At 72.4% G+C, this 18983-nt stretch carries 16 protein-coding genes and 1 pseudogene; 7 read left to right on the top strand and 10 right to left on the bottom strand.

Annotation, left to right across the window (positions count from 1 at the left end):
* Positions 1-12: 12 nt before the first annotated feature.
* Entirely contained in the window at positions 13-900 is an 888-nt protein-coding gene (locus HNR02_RS28450; RefSeq protein WP_179776647.1) for a LysR family transcriptional regulator, read from the top strand.
* Between the two features lie 508 nt (positions 901-1408).
* On the top strand, positions 1409-2446 hold the full coding sequence (locus HNR02_RS28445; RefSeq protein WP_179776645.1) for an SAM-dependent methyltransferase: 1038 nt from the start codon (positions 1409-1411) through the stop codon (positions 2444-2446).
* Between the two features lie 13 nt (positions 2447-2459).
* Here HNR02_RS28445 and HNR02_RS28440 read toward each other — a convergent pair whose 3' ends face one another.
* From HNR02_RS28440 to HNR02_RS28425, 4 genes are all read right to left on the bottom strand, one after another.
* Positions 2460-3323: a PaaX family transcriptional regulator gene (locus HNR02_RS28440; protein WP_179776644.1), complete on the bottom strand. Its 864-nt coding sequence runs from the start codon at positions 3321-3323 to the stop codon at positions 2460-2462.
* 3 nt (positions 3324-3326) lie between these two features.
* On the bottom strand, positions 3327-4262 hold the full coding sequence (locus tag HNR02_RS28435; RefSeq protein WP_179776642.1) for an NmrA family NAD(P)-binding protein: 936 nt from the start codon (positions 4260-4262) through the stop codon (positions 3327-3329).
* 147 nt (positions 4263-4409) lie between these two features.
* Positions 4410-5240: a helix-turn-helix transcriptional regulator gene (locus HNR02_RS28430; RefSeq protein WP_179776640.1), complete on the bottom strand. Its 831-nt coding sequence runs from the start codon at positions 5238-5240 to the stop codon at positions 4410-4412.
* Positions 5237-6013 carry an SDR family oxidoreductase gene (locus tag HNR02_RS28425; RefSeq protein WP_179776639.1) on the bottom strand — a complete coding sequence of 259 codons (777 nt, stop codon included), beginning with the start codon at positions 6011-6013 and terminating at the stop codon, positions 5237-5239. The genes HNR02_RS28430 and HNR02_RS28425 overlap by 4 nt, the downstream gene beginning before the upstream one ends.
* A 229-nt stretch (positions 6014-6242) precedes the next feature.
* Here HNR02_RS28425 and HNR02_RS28420 point away from each other — a divergent pair, with 229 nt between their 5' ends.
* From HNR02_RS28420 to HNR02_RS35810, 3 genes are read left to right on the top strand one after another with little or no spacing between them, the layout of a single operon-like run.
* Entirely contained in the window at positions 6243-7538 is a 1296-nt protein-coding gene (locus tag HNR02_RS28420) for an MFS transporter (protein ID WP_179776638.1), read from the top strand.
* On the top strand, positions 7535-8485 hold the full coding sequence (locus HNR02_RS28415) for an alpha/beta hydrolase (RefSeq protein ID WP_179776636.1): 951 nt from the start codon (positions 7535-7537) through the stop codon (positions 8483-8485). Before HNR02_RS28420 ends, HNR02_RS28415 begins: the two co-directional genes overlap by 4 nt.
* A 9-nt stretch (positions 8486-8494) precedes the next feature.
* Positions 8495-9295 carry a FadR/GntR family transcriptional regulator gene (locus HNR02_RS35810; protein ID WP_179776634.1) on the top strand — a complete coding sequence of 267 codons (801 nt, stop codon included), beginning with the start codon at positions 8495-8497 and terminating at the stop codon, positions 9293-9295.
* 513 nt (positions 9296-9808) lie between these two features.
* Here the strand turns inward: HNR02_RS35810 and HNR02_RS28400 are convergent.
* The gene (locus HNR02_RS28400) at positions 9809-10690 is read right to left on the bottom strand and encodes an SDR family oxidoreductase (protein ID WP_179776633.1); all 882 of its coding nucleotides are present in this window, start codon (positions 10688-10690) and stop codon (positions 9809-9811) included.
* Positions 10691-10775: 85 nt separating this feature from the next.
* Between HNR02_RS28400 and HNR02_RS28395 the strand changes: the two genes are divergently transcribed.
* Positions 10776-11354 carry a TetR/AcrR family transcriptional regulator gene (locus HNR02_RS28395; protein ID WP_179776632.1) on the top strand — a complete coding sequence of 193 codons (579 nt, stop codon included), beginning with the start codon at positions 10776-10778 and terminating at the stop codon, positions 11352-11354.
* Positions 11355-11384: 30 nt separating this feature from the next.
* Here the strand turns inward: HNR02_RS28395 and HNR02_RS28390 are convergent, their stop codons facing one another.
* The gene (locus tag HNR02_RS28390; protein ID WP_312861199.1) at positions 11385-11834 is read right to left on the bottom strand and encodes a cupin domain-containing protein; all 450 of its coding nucleotides are present in this window, start codon (positions 11832-11834) and stop codon (positions 11385-11387) included.
* 44 nt (positions 11835-11878) lie between these two features.
* Here HNR02_RS28390 and HNR02_RS35805 point away from each other — a divergent pair.
* Positions 11879-13402, top strand: a pseudogene (locus HNR02_RS35805) (dihydrodipicolinate synthase family protein).
* Between the two features lie 34 nt (positions 13403-13436).
* Here the strand turns inward: HNR02_RS35805 and HNR02_RS28375 are convergent.
* From HNR02_RS28375 to HNR02_RS28360, 4 genes are read right to left on the bottom strand one after another with little or no spacing between them, the layout of a single operon-like run.
* Complete coding sequence (locus tag HNR02_RS28375) at positions 13437-14570, bottom strand: alcohol dehydrogenase catalytic domain-containing protein (RefSeq protein ID WP_179776628.1); 1134 nt, start codon at positions 14568-14570, stop codon at positions 13437-13439.
* Positions 14567-16078 (bottom strand): FAD-dependent tricarballylate dehydrogenase TcuA, encoded by a 1512-nt coding sequence (tcuA, locus tag HNR02_RS28370; protein WP_179776626.1) that lies wholly within the window; start codon positions 16076-16078, stop codon positions 14567-14569. The genes HNR02_RS28375 and tcuA overlap by 4 nt, the downstream gene beginning before the upstream one ends.
* 20 nt (positions 16079-16098) lie before the next feature.
* Entirely contained in the window at positions 16099-17583 is a 1485-nt protein-coding gene (locus tag HNR02_RS28365) for an aldehyde dehydrogenase (protein ID WP_179776625.1), read from the bottom strand.
* The gene (locus HNR02_RS28360) at positions 17580-18956 is read right to left on the bottom strand and encodes an MFS transporter (protein WP_179776623.1); all 1377 of its coding nucleotides are present in this window, start codon (positions 18954-18956) and stop codon (positions 17580-17582) included. Before HNR02_RS28360 ends, HNR02_RS28365 begins: the two co-directional genes overlap by 4 nt.
* Positions 18957-18983: the final 27 nt, after the last annotated feature.

The following is an 18983-nucleotide window of genomic DNA, read 5'->3' as shown; positions in this document are numbered from 1 at the left end:
AGGTGATGGGACATGGACGTCCGGTCGGTGCGCTACGCCCTCACCCTGGCCGAGGAACTGCACTTCGGCCGGGCCGCGCGGGCCCACTTCATCGCCGCCCAGCCGTTCGGCCGCCGGATCCAGCAGCTGGAGCGTGAACTGGGCGCGAAGCTGTTCGAGCGCACCAGCCGCCGCGTCCGGCTCACCGATGCGGGCGAGCGTTTCGTGCCCCGCGCCCGCCGGGTCCTGCGTCAGCTGGACGCGCTCATGGAGATCGCCGAGGGAGATCACGGCGAACCGGTCCTCCGGGTGGGGGTGCTGGGCTTCGGGCTGGCCGACCGCTGGCCCGCGACGCGCTCACTGATGGCCGGGTGCCGTCCCGACGTGGACCTCACCTACGTCGAACTGGACTGGTCCAACCAGTACGACGCGGTCCGCACCGGCGAGGTCGACGTCGCGATCGTGCACAACGTGGGCGGTGCCGACGACCTCGTCGTCGAGACGGTCATGGACACCGGCCGCTACGCGGTCGTCCCCGCGGATTCGGAACTGGCCGACGCCGACCGCCTCAGCGAGCACGACGCCGCCGACCGCCCGTGGCTCGTGCCGGTCGGCCAGCCCGGACTCGTGGACTGGACCGGCGGCTGCGGAACCCGGAAACCCGTCGAGGTGCGCTCACCCACCACGATCCCGCTCGCCGTGGCGGCCACCGGTTTCCTCGGCCTGCACGGGGAACCGGCGACACGCTTCTTCCCGCACCCCGGAGTGCGGTACCTGCCACTGGACGGGCCGCACTCCACAGTGGCCATCGCCTCCCGCCGGCGGGAGCACCGGGACACCGTCGCGGCGTTCCGCAGCGCGGTACGGGCGAGCACCGGGCTGGAGCGTCTGCGGCACGAGGGCACGACAGCTGAGCGCTGAGACGGCACTGCTTCGCTCAGCGGCCAGCCGCGTCGCCGACGGCGGAACCGGACCGGTTCAGCCGCACAGTTCCCCGGTCGCGCCCCGCAGGGCGCGCGCGTGGAGCCCGTCGAGGTGGTACCGCGGGCCCGCGCACCCCGGGCGCCGTCAGCTCACCGTACTGGCCGCGGTGCACGGCACCGGGCGCAACGTCGGCGCGCTGCGGGAGGGCCTCATTCGCTTCGCCGACCGCCACGGCATCCGCTTCGATGGTGGTGCTCGACATCCTGGAGCGGGTGCGGCTGCGGTGGGACGCCCGGCGTAGGAGACGACGCCGCCGGGGCCGGTTCGAGCGCGAGCGGTGCGATCCAGCGGGTGCGCGGGTAGGCGGCCAGTGTCTCGCTCGGGGTGAGGTCCATCACGACCCGGGTGGTGTCGAACCGCTGAGGTAGCGGCCGTGGTAGACCACGCCCGGCAGCGCGGGTCAACGCGGTCGTGCTGACACCTTCGGAACAGGGAGATCGGGAACATGACTGACACCAGCGATCGCGACGGGGGTCTCGACCGGCTGCAAGCCGCCTTGACAGCCCGGTCCATGATCAAGGACTGGGCCGTGGGCGCGCAGCTCATCGCCTTGATCCGCGCCGTCCACGACGCCGGCTGGTTCGGACGAATGCACCACGAGACGACGGTGGAGGAGCTGGCATCCGGAACCGGCGCGCCGATCGAACAGGTCTCGGACGTGCTCGAGGTGCTCGCTTCGGCCGGTGTGGTCGACAGTGCGGGGGCTTCGTTCCGGTTGAGCGGTACGTTCGATGCTCTCGTCACGGGAGTTTCCGGCGTCGACCTTCCGACGGTGCTGGATGGGGACGACCTTGCACGCGCCGCCGTCGCTGAGGCGACCGCGGCGGCTGCCCACGGCCACGGACTCGACGGCGCGGGGGCACTGGCACTGGCGCGGGACTGGGGAGTGCAGGCCGGTGCGGGCGCCCGGCAGCTGTACGGGCTGGTGTACGAGGCAGTGCCGGAGTACCGGGACAGGCTCGCCGAAGGCGGCCCGCTGCTCGATGTGGGGTCCGGTGTCGGTGGTGCGCTGCTCACCACGCTGGCGCTGTTTCCCGAACTCCGTGCGGTGGGTGCCGAGATCGTCCCCGAGGTGGCCGCCGAAACCCGCAGGCGGGCGAAGGCGGTGGGAGTTGACTCCCGCGTCGAGGTCCGGGCCGTGGACGCGCGCCTTCTCGAAGACGAGTCGGCGTTCGCCGTCTGCTATTGGGCGCAGGGCTTCTTCCCGGACGGCACACGAGCCGACGTGCTCGAGGCGGTGCTGCGCGCACTGCGGCCCGATGGGCTGCTGTTGATGCAGGAGACGTTTCCGCCCACGACGGCCCAGGACGGTGCCACCACGCGCGTCGCGCTCGACCGGCTCGTCCACCGCAGGCAGAACATCGCGTTCGGACTTGCCGCGGAAGATCTGCTCGCCGAAGCAGAGGCAGCCGGGTTCGGGGACCTGCGTGTGATCGACAGCCCGGTGGGCAGGCTGGTCGTGGCCCGCAAACCAGCCGCCTGAGCGACGGCGCGCGTCAGGGCGGCCAGTAGGTCGCGGCGTGACGGCGGGCCCGTGTCTCGAGCAGCTTCACCAGCCGGACGAAGAGCTCCCCGGCTTCCCGGCCGTGCCAGCCGGGGCCGAGTGTGTCGAGGGGCAGGCCCGGATCCTTCGCGGGCAGGACACGCCAGTGGTTCAGGGCGAAGAGGAAGTCGCGGAACGCCTCGGCGTCGAGTTCGGCGCTTCTCCGGGTGCCCCGCTGGGCCCAGCGACGTTCGACCGGGGCGTACTCGCGGAGGAACCGGGCGTACCCGGCGTTGAGGTCCGCCAGGTTCCACCCGCGTTCGATGATGTCGTGCACGTCTTCGGCGTAGGCGATCCGCGCGACGAACAGGTCGGCGTGGGAAGCCAGCCCGAGCGAGTCCACCACCGAGCGGGCGGCGCCGAGCATCCGGGCGGGGGCGATCAGGGTGCCGGGGCCGATGGCGCCGAACCCCAGCGCCGCCAGGCGAGACCGGAGCAGATGCCGCTTTTCCCTGGCGGATTCCGGCACCGAGAAGGTGACCAGCGCCCACCCCGCGGTGCGCGAGGCTTCCGCGCGCGGGCCCCAGATGAGGTCGTCTCCCTCGGCGAGTTCGGCCGACGCCGACGCGCTGAGCCGGTATCCCCGTACGGTGCCCCGCTTGTCGGGCAGCAGCCAGCCGCGCGACTTCAGCCGTGAGATGTGGGCGCGGACGCTGGGCCCGTCCAGACCGACCTCGACCATCAGCGCGACGATCGCCGAGACCGGAGCCCAGCCCTCGTGCCCGCGCACGAACGTGCCGAGGAAATCGACGAGCAGCCTGGCCGGATACGCGGCGGTGACCTGGGCCCCCGTTTCGTCCTCGGGTCGCGCGGCCATGCATCACACTCCCGACGAGGCGGCGCGGAGCTGGTCCCGGTGGGCGTCGACCCAGGCACGGAACGAGGTCACGGGGATGCCCAGCGCCCGGGCGGTTTCCGGCCGCGCGGGCTGGCTGACGGTGTTGTGCCATTCGTGCATGCCGGCGAACTCCGGCATTCCCGCGGCCACGGCCTCGTCGAAGGACATCTCCGGCGCGGTGAGCTCCACCCCGAGCGATTCGGACAGGACCTTCGCGGCCCGGGCCACCGTGACCCGTTCGCCGGCCAGTTCCAGCTCCACCTGGTGGAACGCCTCCGGTGCCAGGAACGCCGCGGCACCGGCGGCGCCGATGTCTGCCACCGCCACCATCGCGAGCTCCGTGTCCGGCCGGATGACGGTGATCAGGCCGCCGTCGAGACCCTGCGGCAGCAGGAACGAGGGCGGCAGGAAGTTCTCCATGAAAAAGCCCGGTTTGAGCAGCGTCCAGCGCTCGAAACCGGCTGTGCGCACCAGGTGCTGCAGCGCGGACTTGGTTTCGTAGTAGTGCTCCAGGATCTTCCAGCGGCCCTCGGCCCAGCCGGGGGCGTCCCGGTGCTGGTCGGCTCCGCCCACCGAGGTGTGCACGAACTGCCTGATCCCGGCGGCGCGGGCGGCCTCGATGAGATTCCTGCCCTGCACGAGTTCCGCGTCGCCGGAGGGATCGCGCATGTCCGGCGTCTGTACCGAAAAGACGCCGCGGACGTCGCCGCCGAGGGCCGCCGACACCGTCGCCGGATCGAGCAGATCACCTCGGACGAGTTCGACGTCGTTCGCGGCCAGTGCGCGTGCGCGGTCCGAGCCGGGATCGCGCACCAGCGCCCGCACCGGGACGCCCGCGGCGGTCAGCGCCCGCGTCACCGCGCCTCCTTGCTGTCCGGTCGCTCCGGTCACCAGTATCCGGCCGGTCGTGGTCGACATCGCCGATGTCCTTTCCGTGGGCTGCCCAGCGCAGATATAAGCCTATCGCAACGATCGTCACGCAGTTGATGCATTTCCGGCGGCGTTCGTCCTCACGGGCGGGCCCGGAGGGTGATGGGGGAGTGGCCGCGGAGAGCGTTCCGGACGTCAGCCGTTCGCGGTGCCGGGTTCGATCAGCGAAGCCAGCAGGGCGAGCTTGTCGGCGCTGTCGCTGCCCGCGTCGGCGTAGTAGAGCACGAGCAGGAGCCCGTCCACGGGCAGTTTGTCGCGATGCAGGTGCAGCCGGCCCAGGACGGGATGGTCGACGGTCGTGGTGCCGCCCGTGAGCGCCCGGACGTCGTGCCGGGCCCACAGCTCCCGGAACCGCCCGCTGGTCAGCGACAGTTCGCCGACGAGCTCCACGAACCTGGGGTGATCGACGTCGGCGCCGATCGAATCCCGCAACGCGGCGACGAACCCCGACGCGGCCGCCGCCCAGTCCTGGTGGAACGCCTGCTCCTCCGGGTCCAGCAGCAGCGAGCGCAGGCGGTTCTCGCCCGGGCGCAGGCGCGGCGAGAACGCGGTCGCCCGTTCGTTGGCCGCGAGGACGTCGAAGGCCCGGCCTTCCACGAACGCCGGCACCCCGACCGCCGCGAGCAGGTGGTGCAGGCGGGCCGGCACGTGCTCGGCCGTCCGGGGCCGGCGGCTGCGCGCACGAGGCGCGGCCAGGCTGTGCAGGTAGTCGCGTTCGACCTCGTCGAGGCGCAGCACGCGGGCGAGCGCGTCGAGCACCTGCGGCGAGGGACGGGTGTCGCGGCCGCGTTCGAGGCGCAGGTAGTAGTCGGCACTGATCCCGGCGAGCATCGCGAGTTCCTCGCGGCGCAGGCCGGGCACCCGGCGGGTTCCGCCCGCCGGGATGCCGGCCTGCTCGGGCGTGACGAGACCGCGGCGGGCACGCAGGTAGGCGCCGAGCCGGTTCCCGTCCTCGTTCCCGGTCATGTCAGGGCGTCGGCCCGGGAGGAGCGGCCGGGCAGGGTCGACAGTGCCCGCGAGCGTTGCGCCACCAGTTCATCGTAGGTTCCGTCGCGTTCCGCCCACCGGTGCATGAGCACCCCCTGCACGAGGACTTCGCGCGGCGTCGGGTCCTGCGCGAGCAGGTCCATCACCTCGGCACCGTAGGCGTCGAGGGCGAGAGCGTGCGGGTTGCTGCCGCCGATGGTGGTCGCGACCGCAGGCGGGACGAGCTCGGCGACCTCGACACCGGTGCCGGACAGCTGTGCTCGCAGCGACTCGGTGTAGGCGTGCACCGCGGCCTTGGACGCTCCGTATGTGGGCATGAGCGGGAAGGGGAGGAAGCCGATCCCGGAGCTGACCGTGACGATCGTGCCGCTCCCACGCGTGAGCAGGTGCGGCGTGAACGCGTCGATCACCCGGATGGTGCCCAGGACGTTGACCGCGATGATCGTTTCGGCCGTGCCGAAGTGGGCGGGGTCGTGCAGGTCCTCCTCCGCCCCGGTGCCCGCCATGGTGATCACGGTATCGACGCCGGGATGGGCTCGCAGGACCTCGTCCCGTGCCTGGGTCACCGACGTGGCGTCGGCGACGTCGATCTCGACGGTGGTGAGTCCTTCGCCTGCGAGGTCTGCCAGCAGGCCGGTGCGACGGCCGCCGACGATCACGGTGCTGCCGGCGGCGCGGAACCGGCGGGCCAGCTCGAGGCCGATGCCCGAGGTGGCGCCGGCGATGAAGACGGTGCGGGAGGTGATGTCCATGCCTCGACGGTAGGGCGGTTGCTCCCGGTCTCAGGAGGCCCTGCGAGGACCCCGGAAGACCGGACCCCCGCCACCGCGTCGACGGGGAGGTCGATTCCGCTCACGGAACCGGAGTCCGCGGACGCGACCGGGAAGACGCGTGCGGCACCGGCATCTTGACATCGCACGATCGCGCTCCCTAAATTCACTGAGTCACTCATTGTCTCAGTGCCGAGCGGAAGGCGTTGCCATGGAGGCACGGAGCGGAACAGCGCGCAGGGCGGTCGCCGGTAGCACGGCCGGCGCCATCGTCGAGGGATACGACCTGCTGCTCTACGCGATCTTCGGTGTTCTGGTGTTCCCCACGGTGTTCTTCTCCGCGCAGGCCGGTGACCTCGCGGTGCTGGCCGCCTTCGGAACCTATTTCGCCGGATTCGTCGCCCGCCCCGTCGGCGGGATCGTCTTCGGCCACCTCGGCGACCGGATCGGCCGCAAGAAGACGATGCTGCTCACGCTGGTACTGGTGACCATCGGCACCGTGGGCTGCGGCTTCCTGCCCGGTTACGACACGCTCGGCGTGGCGGCCCCGGTCCTGCTCGTGCTGCTGCGGGCGGTCCAGGGGTTCGGCTTCGGCGGCGAATGGGGCGGGGCCGTGCTCCTGGCGATGGAGTCCGGCGGCCGCCGTCGCACCGCGTTCCGCGGCAGTTTCCCGCAGGCCGCCGCGCATCTGGGATTCCTGCTCGCCAATCTGTCCGCGCTGGCGCTGCTCACACTGCTGCCGCGGGCGGACTTCCTGGCCTGGGGCTGGCGCATCCCGTTCCTGGCCAGCGGGGTGCTCATCGCGGTCGGGTTCTGGGTGCGGACCCGGGTCGCGGAAACCCCAGCCTTCGAGGAGCTGCGGGCGGCCGGTGCGGTGGAGAAGAACCCGCTGCGGGCGGTGCTGCGCCACCAACGCGGCACGCTGGGTCTCACGATCCTGCTCAAGGCCGGATCCGGGGTGCCGCTGTTCGTGTTCACCTCGTTCGTCACGGCCTACGCGACCGCCGGCGGCGCGCACCCACCGCTGCTGGTGACGGTGGCCGTCTCCGCGGGTGCGCTCGTCGCCGTCATCACCACGCCGCTCTACGGGCTGCTCGCCGACCGCGTCGGCCCGGCCCGGGTGTGGCAGGCCGGCGCGGTGCTCACCGCGGTGTTCGGGTTCGCCTACTTCCCGCTGCTCGACGCCGGTCCGCCGGTGGCGATGTTCCTCGCGGTCGTGGTGAGCACCGCCGTGGTGGTGGCGATGTTCGCGGTCGAGCCCGCGCTGACCGGACCGCGCTTCGCCCCTGCGTGGCGGTTCACCGGCAGTTCGCTGGCGTTCAACATCGGGAGCGTGCTCGGGGGTGGCGCGGCCCCGTTCGTGGCCCAGGTGCTGGTGATCCGGACGGGCGGGCCACTGGCCGTCTCGGTCTACATCGCCGCCGCGTGCGCCCTCGGACTGGTCGCCGCCACCCGCCTGCGCCTGCGTCCCGAGACCCACACCGTCTCCGTCCCGGTGAGCGCATGATCGACATCGACGAGCGAGTGGTCCGGTTCCTCGCTGCCGCACAGGCCCATCCGCAACTCGACGGCGACCTGCCGCGCTTCCGGTCGGCGATGGCCGGGCACCTCCGCAACGCGGGACCCCGGCGCCCCCTCGCCGAGGTCCGCGACCTGCGGATCGACGGCGGCGCCGTGCGGATCTACCGGCCGGACCGGTCGGCGGGCCATCCGGTGCTGGTGTATCTGCACGGCGGTGCGTTCCTGCGGGGCGACCTCGAGACCGCCGACGTCGCCTGCCGTGAGATCGCCGCGCGAGCACCCGCCGTCGTGGTGTCGGTGGACTACCGGCTCGCGCCCGAGCACCCGTTCCCGGCCGCGGTCGAGGACGCCGTGACCGCACTGGAATGGGTTGCCGCGTCAGGAGCCGCGGCGCACGGTGGCGACCCCGGCTCCGTCAGCATCGGTGGCGACAGCGCGGGGGCGAACATCGCCGCGGTCGTCGCCGGTGGCACGAGCGTTCCGCTGCGGGCACAGCTGCTCCTCGGCGGTGTTTTCGACCTCGTCGACGACCTCGCCGCGGTGGAGCCGGACGTCGCCGACGTCGTCGACGTGACCGCCGACAACGAGAGACTGTCCTGGATAGCCCGCCTCTACGCCGGCTCCGCGGATCCCGCCGATCCCCGGCTGAGCCCGCTGCGCGCGGAGCGGCTCGCCGGCCCGCCCGCGCTGGTGGTCACGTCGCAACTGGATCCCTTCGCCCCGCAGGCGCGACGGCTCGCGACGCGGTTCCAGGCGGGCGGCACGTCCGTGCGGCTGGTGGAGTTTCCCGGCATGCCACATGGTTTCGGCAATCTCGCCGGGCTGTTCGAGGCCGAGGCGACCCAGCTCTACGAACTGGTGGCGGGCGCACTGCGCGACGGCGTACCGCCGGGTGAGCGGGCCGGGTGGCATCCGCAGCGGGCGGAGCATTAGGTTCGGAGCGTGACCCCAGCCTCGCCCCAGGGCGCTCACCTGTCCCGGCCGAGGGCGTCCGAGCAGATCTTCGCCGACCTGCAGGACCGCATCCTCCTCGGTGAGTTCGCCCGGGGGGAACGGCTTCCCACCGAGCGTGAACTCGCGGCGGCCTACGGCGTCAGCGTCAACACGGTGCGCGAGTCGGTGCGGGCGCTGAGCCTGATGGGCATGGTCGAGGTCCGGCACGGCAGCGGCGCGTTCGTGACGGCCTCGACCTCCGGGCTCGTCGGTCAGTCGGTCGGGCGCCTGCTGCGCTTCGAGCGCACCGGGCTCGCCGACGTGGTCCGGCTCTCCGGCGTGCTGCACCAGTACGCGGCCACCAGGGCGGTGGACACCGCCGACGAGACCGACATCGACGCCTTCGACGATGCGGTGACGGCGATCTCGGCGCAGGGCGGGGGACGGTGGGTGCAGCTGGGCGCCGCCGTGGAGTCCTTCCTGCAGGCATTCGTCGCCTGCGCCCACGACCCGCTGCTGTCCGCGCTCAGCGCCACACTCGACCACATCGTGGTGGCCGTGACCACGCAGATCGCGGTGGACGAGCCCGGCGATCTCGCGTCGCAGACCGCCGGGCTGGCCGGCGTTCGCGCGGCGATGATCACCGCCCTGCGCCGCCGCGACGCCAGTGCGCTGCTCGCGGCCACGTCGGAGTACCACGCGCGCTCCGCCGCGATCATCGCCGAGCATCCCGCGCTGCGGCATGTCCGGCTCTCCGACCCCCGGTGGTCGCCGCTGCTCACCGGGTTGATCGCCACCACCCGCCCCTGACCGCGAAAGCGCCCCGCCTGCGCCGGGTGCTCATCCACTTTTCCCGCCGTGCAGGCGCCGGGTGCGAAGCGGTCCCGGGCGTGGAAGGCATGCGGGTAGACGTGCAGTTCGACGGGGACGTCGGCGGCCATGAGCCGTGCGGCGAAGGCGATGTCCTCGTCGCGGAAGACGTCGTAGCGGGCGGCGGGCGCTCCGCCGCCGCTGGCCCCGGCGATGCCGATCCGGGCCGGATCGATGCCCCGCCGCCCGGCGCGTTCCGTGGGCGGAACACGACGATGTCGAGCGTGGGTGGTGTCGGGCCGGGTCACGGTGCGCGTGGTCACCGCGACCCGCGGATCCGGCTGGGGGCCCGCGTGGTGCGCGGCCGCGTCGTCGAGAACCTTGCGCAGCGCGGGAATGTCGGTCAGATCCAGCAGGGATCCGTTGGGCTGACGGGGAACGGCGGCCAGCGCGGTGGCGAGTTCGGGATCGAGGCCGGCGGTCACCGGGCGGCTCCGGTGGTGCGGCGGGCGCTCACGGCTGGATGTTTTCCAGGTCCTGGAGAAGGCTGGGGCGGGTGGGCCGCCAGCCCAGGGCCTCGCGGGTGTGGGCGCTGGAGGCGGGCTGGTCCAGGGCGAAGATCGGGCCGAACGGGCCGAAGTTCTCCTGTGGCACCGGCTCGACCGGCAGGCCGAGGCGCCTGCCGATCACGGCGGCGATGTCGCGGACCGCGTCGCCCTCGTCGGCCACCGCGTGCCAGGCCGTTCCGGCCGGTGCCGACTCCAGGGCCAGCCGGAACAGCACCGCAGCGTCGCGGGCGTGCACCGCGGGCCAGCGCTGGGTGCCGTCGCCGGGGTAGCCGGCCACACCGGCCCGGCGCGCCTGAATCGTCAGCAGGCCGGCGAACCCGCCGGTGCCCTCGTTGTGGACCGTGCGCGGCATCCGGACAGCGGTCGCGCGGACCCCGCGCGAGGCCAGCGCCAGCAGCGCGTTGACCGAGCGGCCGCGGCCGCCCACGGGCCCCTCGACGGGCAGCGGATCGGCTTCGGTCGCGGTCCGGCCCGGCACCCACGGCGTGCCCGAGACGGTGACGATCGGGCGGTCGCTGCCGGCCAGTTCCTCACCCAGCGCCGTCATCGCGGCGCTCTCTTCCACGATCGACCGGGCGAGAGCGTCCTCGGTGCTGTAGTCGCTGCCGAACGCCAGGCTGATCACGCCGTCGGACCGCGCGGCGCCGGTCCGCAGGACGTCGAGGTCGGCCAGCTGTCCGCGCAGCACCTCGGCACCGGCGTCGGTGAGGGCCTGGGCGGACTTGTCCGAGCGGGCCAGTGCGAGCACGGTGTGACCGGTCTCGATCAGCTCGGCGACGACCGCGGAGCCGATGGTGCCGGTACCGCCGGTGACGAAAACGTGCACGAGAGTTCTCCTTCCAGTGACGGGACCTTTGTCCCATCACCATACACACCGACGGGACCTTTGTCTCATCACTTATCATCGACGCATGGCCAGATGGCAACCGGAGACCACGCAGCGGCTCGTCGTCGCGGCCGTCGACCTGTTCACCGAACAGGGCTACGACGCGACCACCGTGGCGCAGATCGCCGATCGCGCCGGCGTCACCAAGAGCACGTTCTTCCGGCACTTCGCCGACAAGCGTGAACTGCTGGTCGCCGGTCAGGAGACCTTGAGCCGGTTGCTCGCCGAGGGGATCACCGAGGCACCCGCGAACGCCACGCCGCTCGACGCGGTCGCCGCCGGTCTCGAACGCGCCTCCGCCACCATGGGGCCGGCGAACCGCGAACTCGGGCCCCGCCTGAAAGCGGCCGTGGCCGCCAGTACCGAGCTCCAGGAACGCGACGCCCTCAAGAATGTCGGCCTGGCGGCGGCCATGACCGCCGCCCTCGCCGCCCGCGGCGTCCCCGACCCCGTCGCGCACCTCGCGGCCGAACTGGGCGTCCTCGCGTTCAAACGGGGCTACGCCCAGTGGTCCGAAGCCGACCGCGACGACGAAGAAGGGCTCGCGCCCCACGCGCTGGCCGCCCTGCGGGAACTGCGCACGGCCACGGCTTCGCTCGAATGACCGGCGTGGGCCCATCCCGCACGGGTGACCTCAGTGGACTGTCCCCGATGCCGCGACGGCACGGTCCTCGCGATACCGGCCGGGTGCGACGCCGAACTCGCGCTTGAACGCGTGCGAGAACGCGAACGGCGCCGCGCGACGGCTTCCAGCCCGAGGTTGCTCTCGCGCTGCAGCCGGGCGGCGAGCGTCATCCGCCACTGCGTCAGGTAGGTCATGGGGCCTCACCGGCCAGACCCGTGAACTTCCGGATGAGCGTGGTGCGGGAGAGGCCGGACTCCGCGGCCGAATCCCGCAGGACGGGGACCAGCCCGGGTGTCCGTGGTCGTCGAGCCGGGCGCGGATCAGGTGGACGAGCAGCAGATCGAGCAGACCGGAGACCGCCGCGTCCCGGCCGGGGCGTTCCGTCGTCGTCTCGGCGGCGAGGAGATCGAGCGCCGCGCGGAGGCGGTCGTGGTCACCGACGCGGGCGGGCGGGAGCACCGCGTCGCCGGGGCCGAGCTGAACGGGGTCCCGCCCGTGCCCATGTGCGGCCAGTCCGAATCCCGCAGGACCCCGTGGAAGCCCGCGCCGTCGTAGGGTGCGAACCGGTACGACCGCGGGGAGCCGACATTCCGTCCCGGACGGGAGTGGAGCTGGCGCCCGCCACCGTCGGGCGGCTCTGGCGTGAGATCCCCACCATCATCGGGATGAAGGAAGCCAGCCCGGACTTCGCGCAGGCCAACTTCGTCCTCCGCGAATCCGGGCCGGAATTCCTGCTCTACTCCGGACTCGAGGCCCTGTGTTTCCCCCTGCTCGCCATCGGGGGTGCCGGGTTCATCAGCGTCACCGCGAACCTGGTGCCGGCCGAGATCGCGCACCTGGACGACGCGTTCACCGAGGGCGACTGGGACGAAGCGCGCGACCTGCGCTACCGGTTGCTCGACCCCAACGACGTCGTGCTCACCGAGACCAACCCGACGGCGGTCAAATGGCTGATGTCGCAGGCCGGTCTCATCGGGCGGCCTGCGTGCCCCGCGGGTGCCGCTCTCGTCCGCCGGGCAGCAGCGGATGCCGGCGGCGGCCTCGTCCCGGGGGCTGCTGGAGGCGGCCCGATGAGCGACTGGGAACCCGTTGCCGACCGGACCGCGGACCTGCTCGGTTCGGTCAGTACCGCGACGATCGCCAGCCGGCTGCTCTCCCGCGGATTGCGTGACCAGTTCATCACCGGCGTCGCCCCGGTCGCCCCCGGCCGCCGGATGGTGGGGGCGGCGTGGACGGCGCGCACCATCCCCTCGCGCGAAGACCTCGACGGTCTGTGGCCCGGTTCGCGCCCGGTGCCGGGCCTGTCGCTGTTCGACGTGATCGAATCGACGCCCGCCGGGGGCGTGCTGGTGATCGATGGCCGCGGCGAGACCCGGACCACCACCGGCGGCGACATCCTCGTCGAACGCCTGCGGGCGCGCGGGGCGCGGTGACTGGTCACCGACGCCGGCATCCGTGATCTCGCCGCGGTGTCCGCGGTGGACCTGCCGTGCTACTCGGCCGGGGCGACCGCGAACGTCAGCCGCGCGTTCCTGCGCGTCGTGGACCAGGACGTACCCGTCGGCTGTGGCTCCGTCGCGGTGTTCCCCGGCGACGTCCTCGTCGGTGACGACGACGGGGTCATCGTCATCCCGCGCGCACTGGCCGACGACGTCGCCGAAGGCGGGGACACGCAGGAACGCCTGGAAGAGTTCATCGGAGCCGAGGTCCGTGCCGGCACGTCGTTGCGAACCGCCGTGCTGGGCCTGGCCACCCTGGCCTCGGAACGGATCCGCGTACCACGGCTCGCCCCCGCGATCGCACTCGAATGCCGCCTGCACTCCGCCACCCGATACGGCCGCACCGGCGCGGAGTTCCTGGTGGGGGAGGTACTCCTCTTTCACATCCGTGACGGTCTCGCGGTCGAGGGCAAGATCGAGACCGAGCGGCTGGCACCGATCGCCCGCCTCGCCGGGCCCGCCTACGCCGCGCTGGGCACCATCACCCGGCTGCAGCCGCTCGAGCAGACCCCCGAATCCGTGCTCTGAGCGGCTCACCTCCCGCCGAGGAAACCCCGCCCGGCTAGTACTCGATCAGCGCCCTCCCGACGATCTCGTGCCCGGCCACGGCGGCGTAGGCGTCGGAGGCCCGCTGGAACGGGAAGCGAGCCGAGACGAGCGCCGCGGGGTCCAGCGCTCCCCGGCCCACGGCCGCCAGCAGGTGTGGCATGTCCTCCCGCGGGACACCGGCGTAGGAGCCGATGAGCGCGATCTTGCGCCGCACGAACACCGTGAGGTCGGGGATGCGGCCGGGGCCGGAGGTGCCGCCGAGCCCGGTCACCACGATCCGGCCGCCCACGCCGACGAGCTGCTGAGCCTGGTCGAGGGTCCCGGGTGTGCCGATCGTGTCGAACACGACCTGCGGTGGGCCGCCGAGTGCGGCGAGCGCCCGGCCGGCGAGATCGGAGGCGCCGCCGTCGAGGGCCGCGGCGGCGCCGAAGCCGATGGCGGCCTCGCGAGCCTCGGGTTTGAGGTCGGTGGCAACGACCGCTGCCGCGCCGGCGTGCACGGCGAGCGCGGTCACGCACAGGCCGACCCCGCCCGCGCCGATGACCACGGCCCGCTCGCCTTCGGCCAGCCCGGCGGCCCGGTGCACGGCGCCGTATGCGGTCAGGCCGGCGCAGCCGAGCACGGCGGCATCGGTCAGCGAGATCCGGCTGGGCCAGTCGTGGGGGAGGGGAAAGACCGCCGTGGCGGGAAGCGCGACGCGCCGCGCCAGGCCACCCACCCCCGAGGCGCCCAGCGGGTCGCCCGTGCGCCGGCGGTAGCGGTGGGTTCCGTCGAACCGCACTCCCGTGCGCTGCATGGTGGCGCGGAAGGGACCGCATTCGTCGGTGGCGCCGTCGCGGCAGGCGACGCATTCCCCGCAGGGCACCAGGAACGAGCACACCACTCGGTCGCCGGGGCGCAGGTGCCGCACGGCGCTGCCGACCCGTTCGACGGTGCCCGAGAGCTCGTGCCCGAACACGCACGGCGGCGGGACCAGCCCATGTCCCTGCAGCTTGTGGACGTCGCTGTGGCAGGCACCGCAGGCTGCCACCGACAACAGGACCTCTCCCGGCTGCGGTGCGGACACCTCCACGTCGGCGAGTTCGAGGTCCTCGCCGACACCGGTGAAGACCATCGCCTGCGTCGGCAGCCAGTCCGTGCCCGTCATCGGACGCTCACCACCGTCGCGCGCTCGGTGGCCCCGGCTCCGGCGAGCCGCCCGAAGACCGTGCCGGAGGTCAGGCCGGTGCCGCCGGGGTAGTTTCCGGAGAACAACCCGCCGACGAGCTCGCCCGCAGCGAACAGGCCCGGGATCGGTGTGCCCGCGGTGTCCAGGACCTGCGCGCCGGTGGTGATGTGCAGGCCGCCGAAGGTGAACGTGATGCCGCAGCTGACCGCGTAACCGTGGAACGGCGGGGTGTCCAGCGCCAGCGCCCAGTTCGACTTGGGCGGATCGACCCGGGCGCGGCGCTCGTCCTTGACCGCGGCGTTGAACGGTCGCGGATCGATGGCGGCGTTGAACTCCTCGACGGTGCGGCGCAGTCCGTCGGGGTCGATGCCGAGTTTCGCGGCGAGATCCTCGACGGTGTCGGCGGTGGCGGTGGTGATCGGCTCGCTGTCGTACTCCTCGGTGCGCAGCATCGGGCGGGTGGTGGCGTCGAAGAGCTGCCACGCGATCCCGCCCGGGCGGCGCAGGATCTCGCGGCCGTACTTGGCGTAGGTGTAGTTGCGGTAGTCGGCGCCCTCGTCGACGAACCGCCGTCCGCCGCGGTCGACCACGATGCCGAGCGGGTAGCTCTGCCTCGTGTACTGGTTGGTCAGGTGCCGGTCGCCGCCCCGGGGCGGGGCGCCGACGTCCCATGCGACGCTGTGACAGGTGCCGTAGTCCCCGTGCGGCGCGGCGCCGATGCCGAGCGCCAGTTCGAGGATCTGGCCGTCGTTGGTCGGGGTGCCGCGCACCATCGCCTGCTCCCACTCGGGACCGAGGTGACGGGCACGCAGCCGCGGGTTGGCTTCGAACCCGCCCGCGGCGAGCACGATCGCGCCGGCGTTGATCCGGTACTCGCCGTGCGGCCCGGCCACGGTCACCGCGGTGACGGCGCCATCGTCGGCGCGGTGCAGCGCGGTGACCTGTGAGGCGTAGCGGACCTCGATTCCGCTCGCGCGGGCGGCTTCGGTGTGCTGGGCGATCAGGCCCTTGCCACCACCGACGGTCCCGAGCGCGAGACCACCGAAAAAGGTGTAGATGCCCGAGTCCTCGTAGGCCTGCCGTTCGTACATCAGGCGCCACCGGATGCCCTTGCCCGCCAGCCACCGCGCGGCGTCGGCGCTGTCCCGCACCAGCACCTCGGTCAGGGCGTCGTCATTACGGCCCTCGGTGACGCGTTCCATGTCGGCGGTGAACGCCTCGGCCGGGTAGGGCGGGACGACGGTGCGGCTCAGCCGCGCGGGGTCACCTTCGGCGATGATCGTGGCGAGGTCGTCGGTGCCGGCGTGCGCGAGCCGGTAAGCGCCGGCGGTGTAGAAGGAATTGCCTCCCGCCTCGTTTTCGGGGGCGCGTTCCAGCAGCAGCACCCGCACCCCGCGTTCCCGGGCGCTGTGGGCGGCGCTGAAGCCGGCGTTGCCCCCACCTACCACCAGGACGTCGGTCTCCACGGTCGTGGGAGTGTCGGTCATGTCGGGTCCTTTCCGGACGGTCAGTGCGCGAAGGGGTCGGTGGGTTCCTCGTCGGCGTAGTCCACGACGACGGTCTTGACCTCGACGTACTCGCGCAGCGCGTCGAAACCGTTCTCGCGGCCGAGGCCGCTCTGCTTGTAACCGCCGTAGGGCAGCATCCAGTGCGTGGGGCGGAAGGTGTTGACCGAGACCAGCCCGGCCTGCATCCGGGCGCTGACCCGGTGGGCGCGGCCGATGTCGCTGGTCCACAACCCGCCGACCAGGCCGTAGGTGGTGTCGTTGGCGATCGCCACGGCCTCGTCCTCGGTGTCGAACGGGATGACGGTGAGCACCGGCCCGAAGACCTCTTCCTGGGCCAGGCGGGAGCCGTTGCCCAGTCCCTCGAAGATCGTCGGCTCGATGTAGAAGCCGCGTTCCAGTCCGGCCGGGCGCCCGCCGCCGGTGACGACGCGGCCGCCTTCGTCGAGGCCCAGCTGTATGTAGGCTCGTGTCTTCGCCAGCTGCCCGGCCGAGGTGTGCGGCCCGATGTGGGTGGCGGGATCAAGAGCGGGACCGACCCGGATGCGGGATGTCCGCGCGACCAGTGCCGCGAGCACCTCGTCGTAGACGGTCCGCTGCACGAGCAGGCGGGATCCGCACGAACAGGACTGCCCGGTGGAGCGGAAAGCGCTGTGCGTGGCGACCGCGACGGCCCGGTCGAGATCGGCGTCGGCGAACACCAGGTGCGGGGACTTCCCGCCGCACTCGAACGAGACGTGCTTGAGCCCGTTGGCGGCGTTGCGCATGATGCGCTGGGCGGTGCCGTAGCTGCCGGTGAAGGAGACCTTGTCCACGCCGGGATGCGCGGTCAGCGCATCACCCGCGGTCGCGCCCCGCCCCGGCACGACGTTGACCACCCCGGCGGGAATCCCGGCCTCCTCGACCAGCCGGGCGAGCGCGAGCGCGGACACCGAGGTCGACTCGGCCGGTTTGAGCACGACGGTGTTGCCGGTCGCCAGCGCGGGCCCGAGCTTCCACGAGTAGAGGCTGATGGGGGAGTTCCACGGGGTGATCGCCCCGACCACGCCGACCGGTTCCAGCCGGGTGTAGGCGTGGGCCTGATCGCGGAACGGGATCACGTCACCCTGGATCTTGTCCGCGGCACCGCCGTAGTACCGCAGCCATTCGGCCGCCCGCTTGACCTCGCCCACCGTGTCACGCAGGGGTTTCCCGTTGTCCCGGCTTTCCAGTTCGCCGAGCCGCGCCGCGTCGCGCTCGACCAGTGCCGCGAGGTCGGTCAGCAACCGCCCGCGGCGGGTGGGCGCCAGCCGCGACCACGGTCCGTCCAATGCGGACCGCGCGGCGGTGACCGCGGTGCCGACGTCGGTGGCGTCGCCGTCGGGAACGGTGGCCCAGACTTCCTCGGTGGAGGGGTCGATCGACTCGAGGTGCGCGCCGGAGGCCGGGGCCAGCCATTCGCCACCGGCGAAGAAGCGGTCCTCCCGCACGAAGGGGTGTGGGTTCATCGGTGCGCCTCCGGGCCGAGATCGACGTTGCGGGTCTCCGGTCCCAGTGCCGCGCCCACGGCGAGCAGGATCCCGCCGACGACGTACAGGACCGTGGTGGTGTGGGAGGCGGTCATGAAGGCGGACAGGCCGGATTCGTAGAAGCCGTAGAACGAGGGGATGATCACGGCGACGCTGTAGCCGACGCCGTAGCCGGTGGCGCGCATCCGGGTCGGGAACCGCTCGGACAGGTACGCCGCGGTGCACCCGAAACAGCAGATCGAGGTCAGCATCAGCGCCATCGTCAGCACGATCAGCAGCGGCACCGAGGAACCGGTGTAGCTCACGATCGCGAGGTAGAGCAGCGGAGCGGCCGTCGCGGCGAGCACCCCGCACACGATGAGCACCGGGCGGCGGCCGACGCGCTGGCTCAGCGCCCCGGTCAGCGGATAGGCCAGGATCAGCGAGAGCTCCGCGACGACCATCACGAGCGTGCCCTGCTGGCTGCTGATTCCGGGCAGTGCCCGCAGCGTGACGGGGAAGGACGCGGAGGTGGCGTTGGAGACGATCCAGACGCCGGTCATCATCAGGAACACCTGGCGCAGGCTCTTCGCGCCCTGTCCGCTGAGCAGCTGCAGAGCGGGGTGCCGCGGCTTGCGGCCCGGCACCGCCTGGCGCGCTTCGCGGAAGACGGGTGACTCGTCGACCGTGCGCCCGTAGTAGACGGCGAACCCGAAGGTCAGCAACGCCCCGATCGCGACCGGGATGCGCCAGCCCCACACCTGGTAGAAGCTGCCGGCGGCGCCGCCGCCGAGGCTCATCACGAGGTAGGTCAGCGCGGAGACCACGCAGAAGGCCAGCGGGAAGCCCATCGTGATCAGGCCGCCGTAGAGGCCGCGTTTGCGGGCCGGGCTGCTTTCCATCGCCAACGGCACCGCACCGGTGTACTGGCCGCCGAGGAACACCCCGGTGACCAGGCGCAGCAATACCAGCAGCAGCACCGAGGCCAGTCCGATGTGGTCGTAGCCGGGCAGCACGGTCAGCACGGCGGTGCCGATCGCGCAACCGTACATCGCGATCAGCGTCGCGCGGCGGCGGCCGAGGGTGTCGGCCACCGAACCGAAGATCACCGCGCCGACCGGACGTCCGATCAGGGTCGCGGCGAAGATGAGACCGCTCATCAGCCCCATCGTGGCGGGGGAGGCATCGTCCTGCGCGAGGAAGAAACCGAGAGCGGGCGCGACGGTGATCACCGGCAGGTAGATGTCGTAGCAGTCGATCGCGAAGCCGATCGCGGCGCCGCGGGTGGCGCGGAATCCGCGCCGGTCCGAGTGGTCGTGCACGCCTCCTCGCGCGTCACGGGCGGAGGGGCGGTCGAGTGGGGTACCGGGCATGTCGGCCTCCGTTGGCCATCGGTGCGT

The sequence above is a fragment of the Amycolatopsis endophytica genome (genome assembly GCF_013410405.1).
Lineage (GTDB): Bacteria > Actinomycetota > Actinomycetes > Mycobacteriales > Pseudonocardiaceae > Amycolatopsis_E > Amycolatopsis_E endophytica.
The sequence above is the reverse complement of the archived record's forward strand: the minus strand, read 5'-3'. Positions and strand labels throughout refer to the sequence as shown.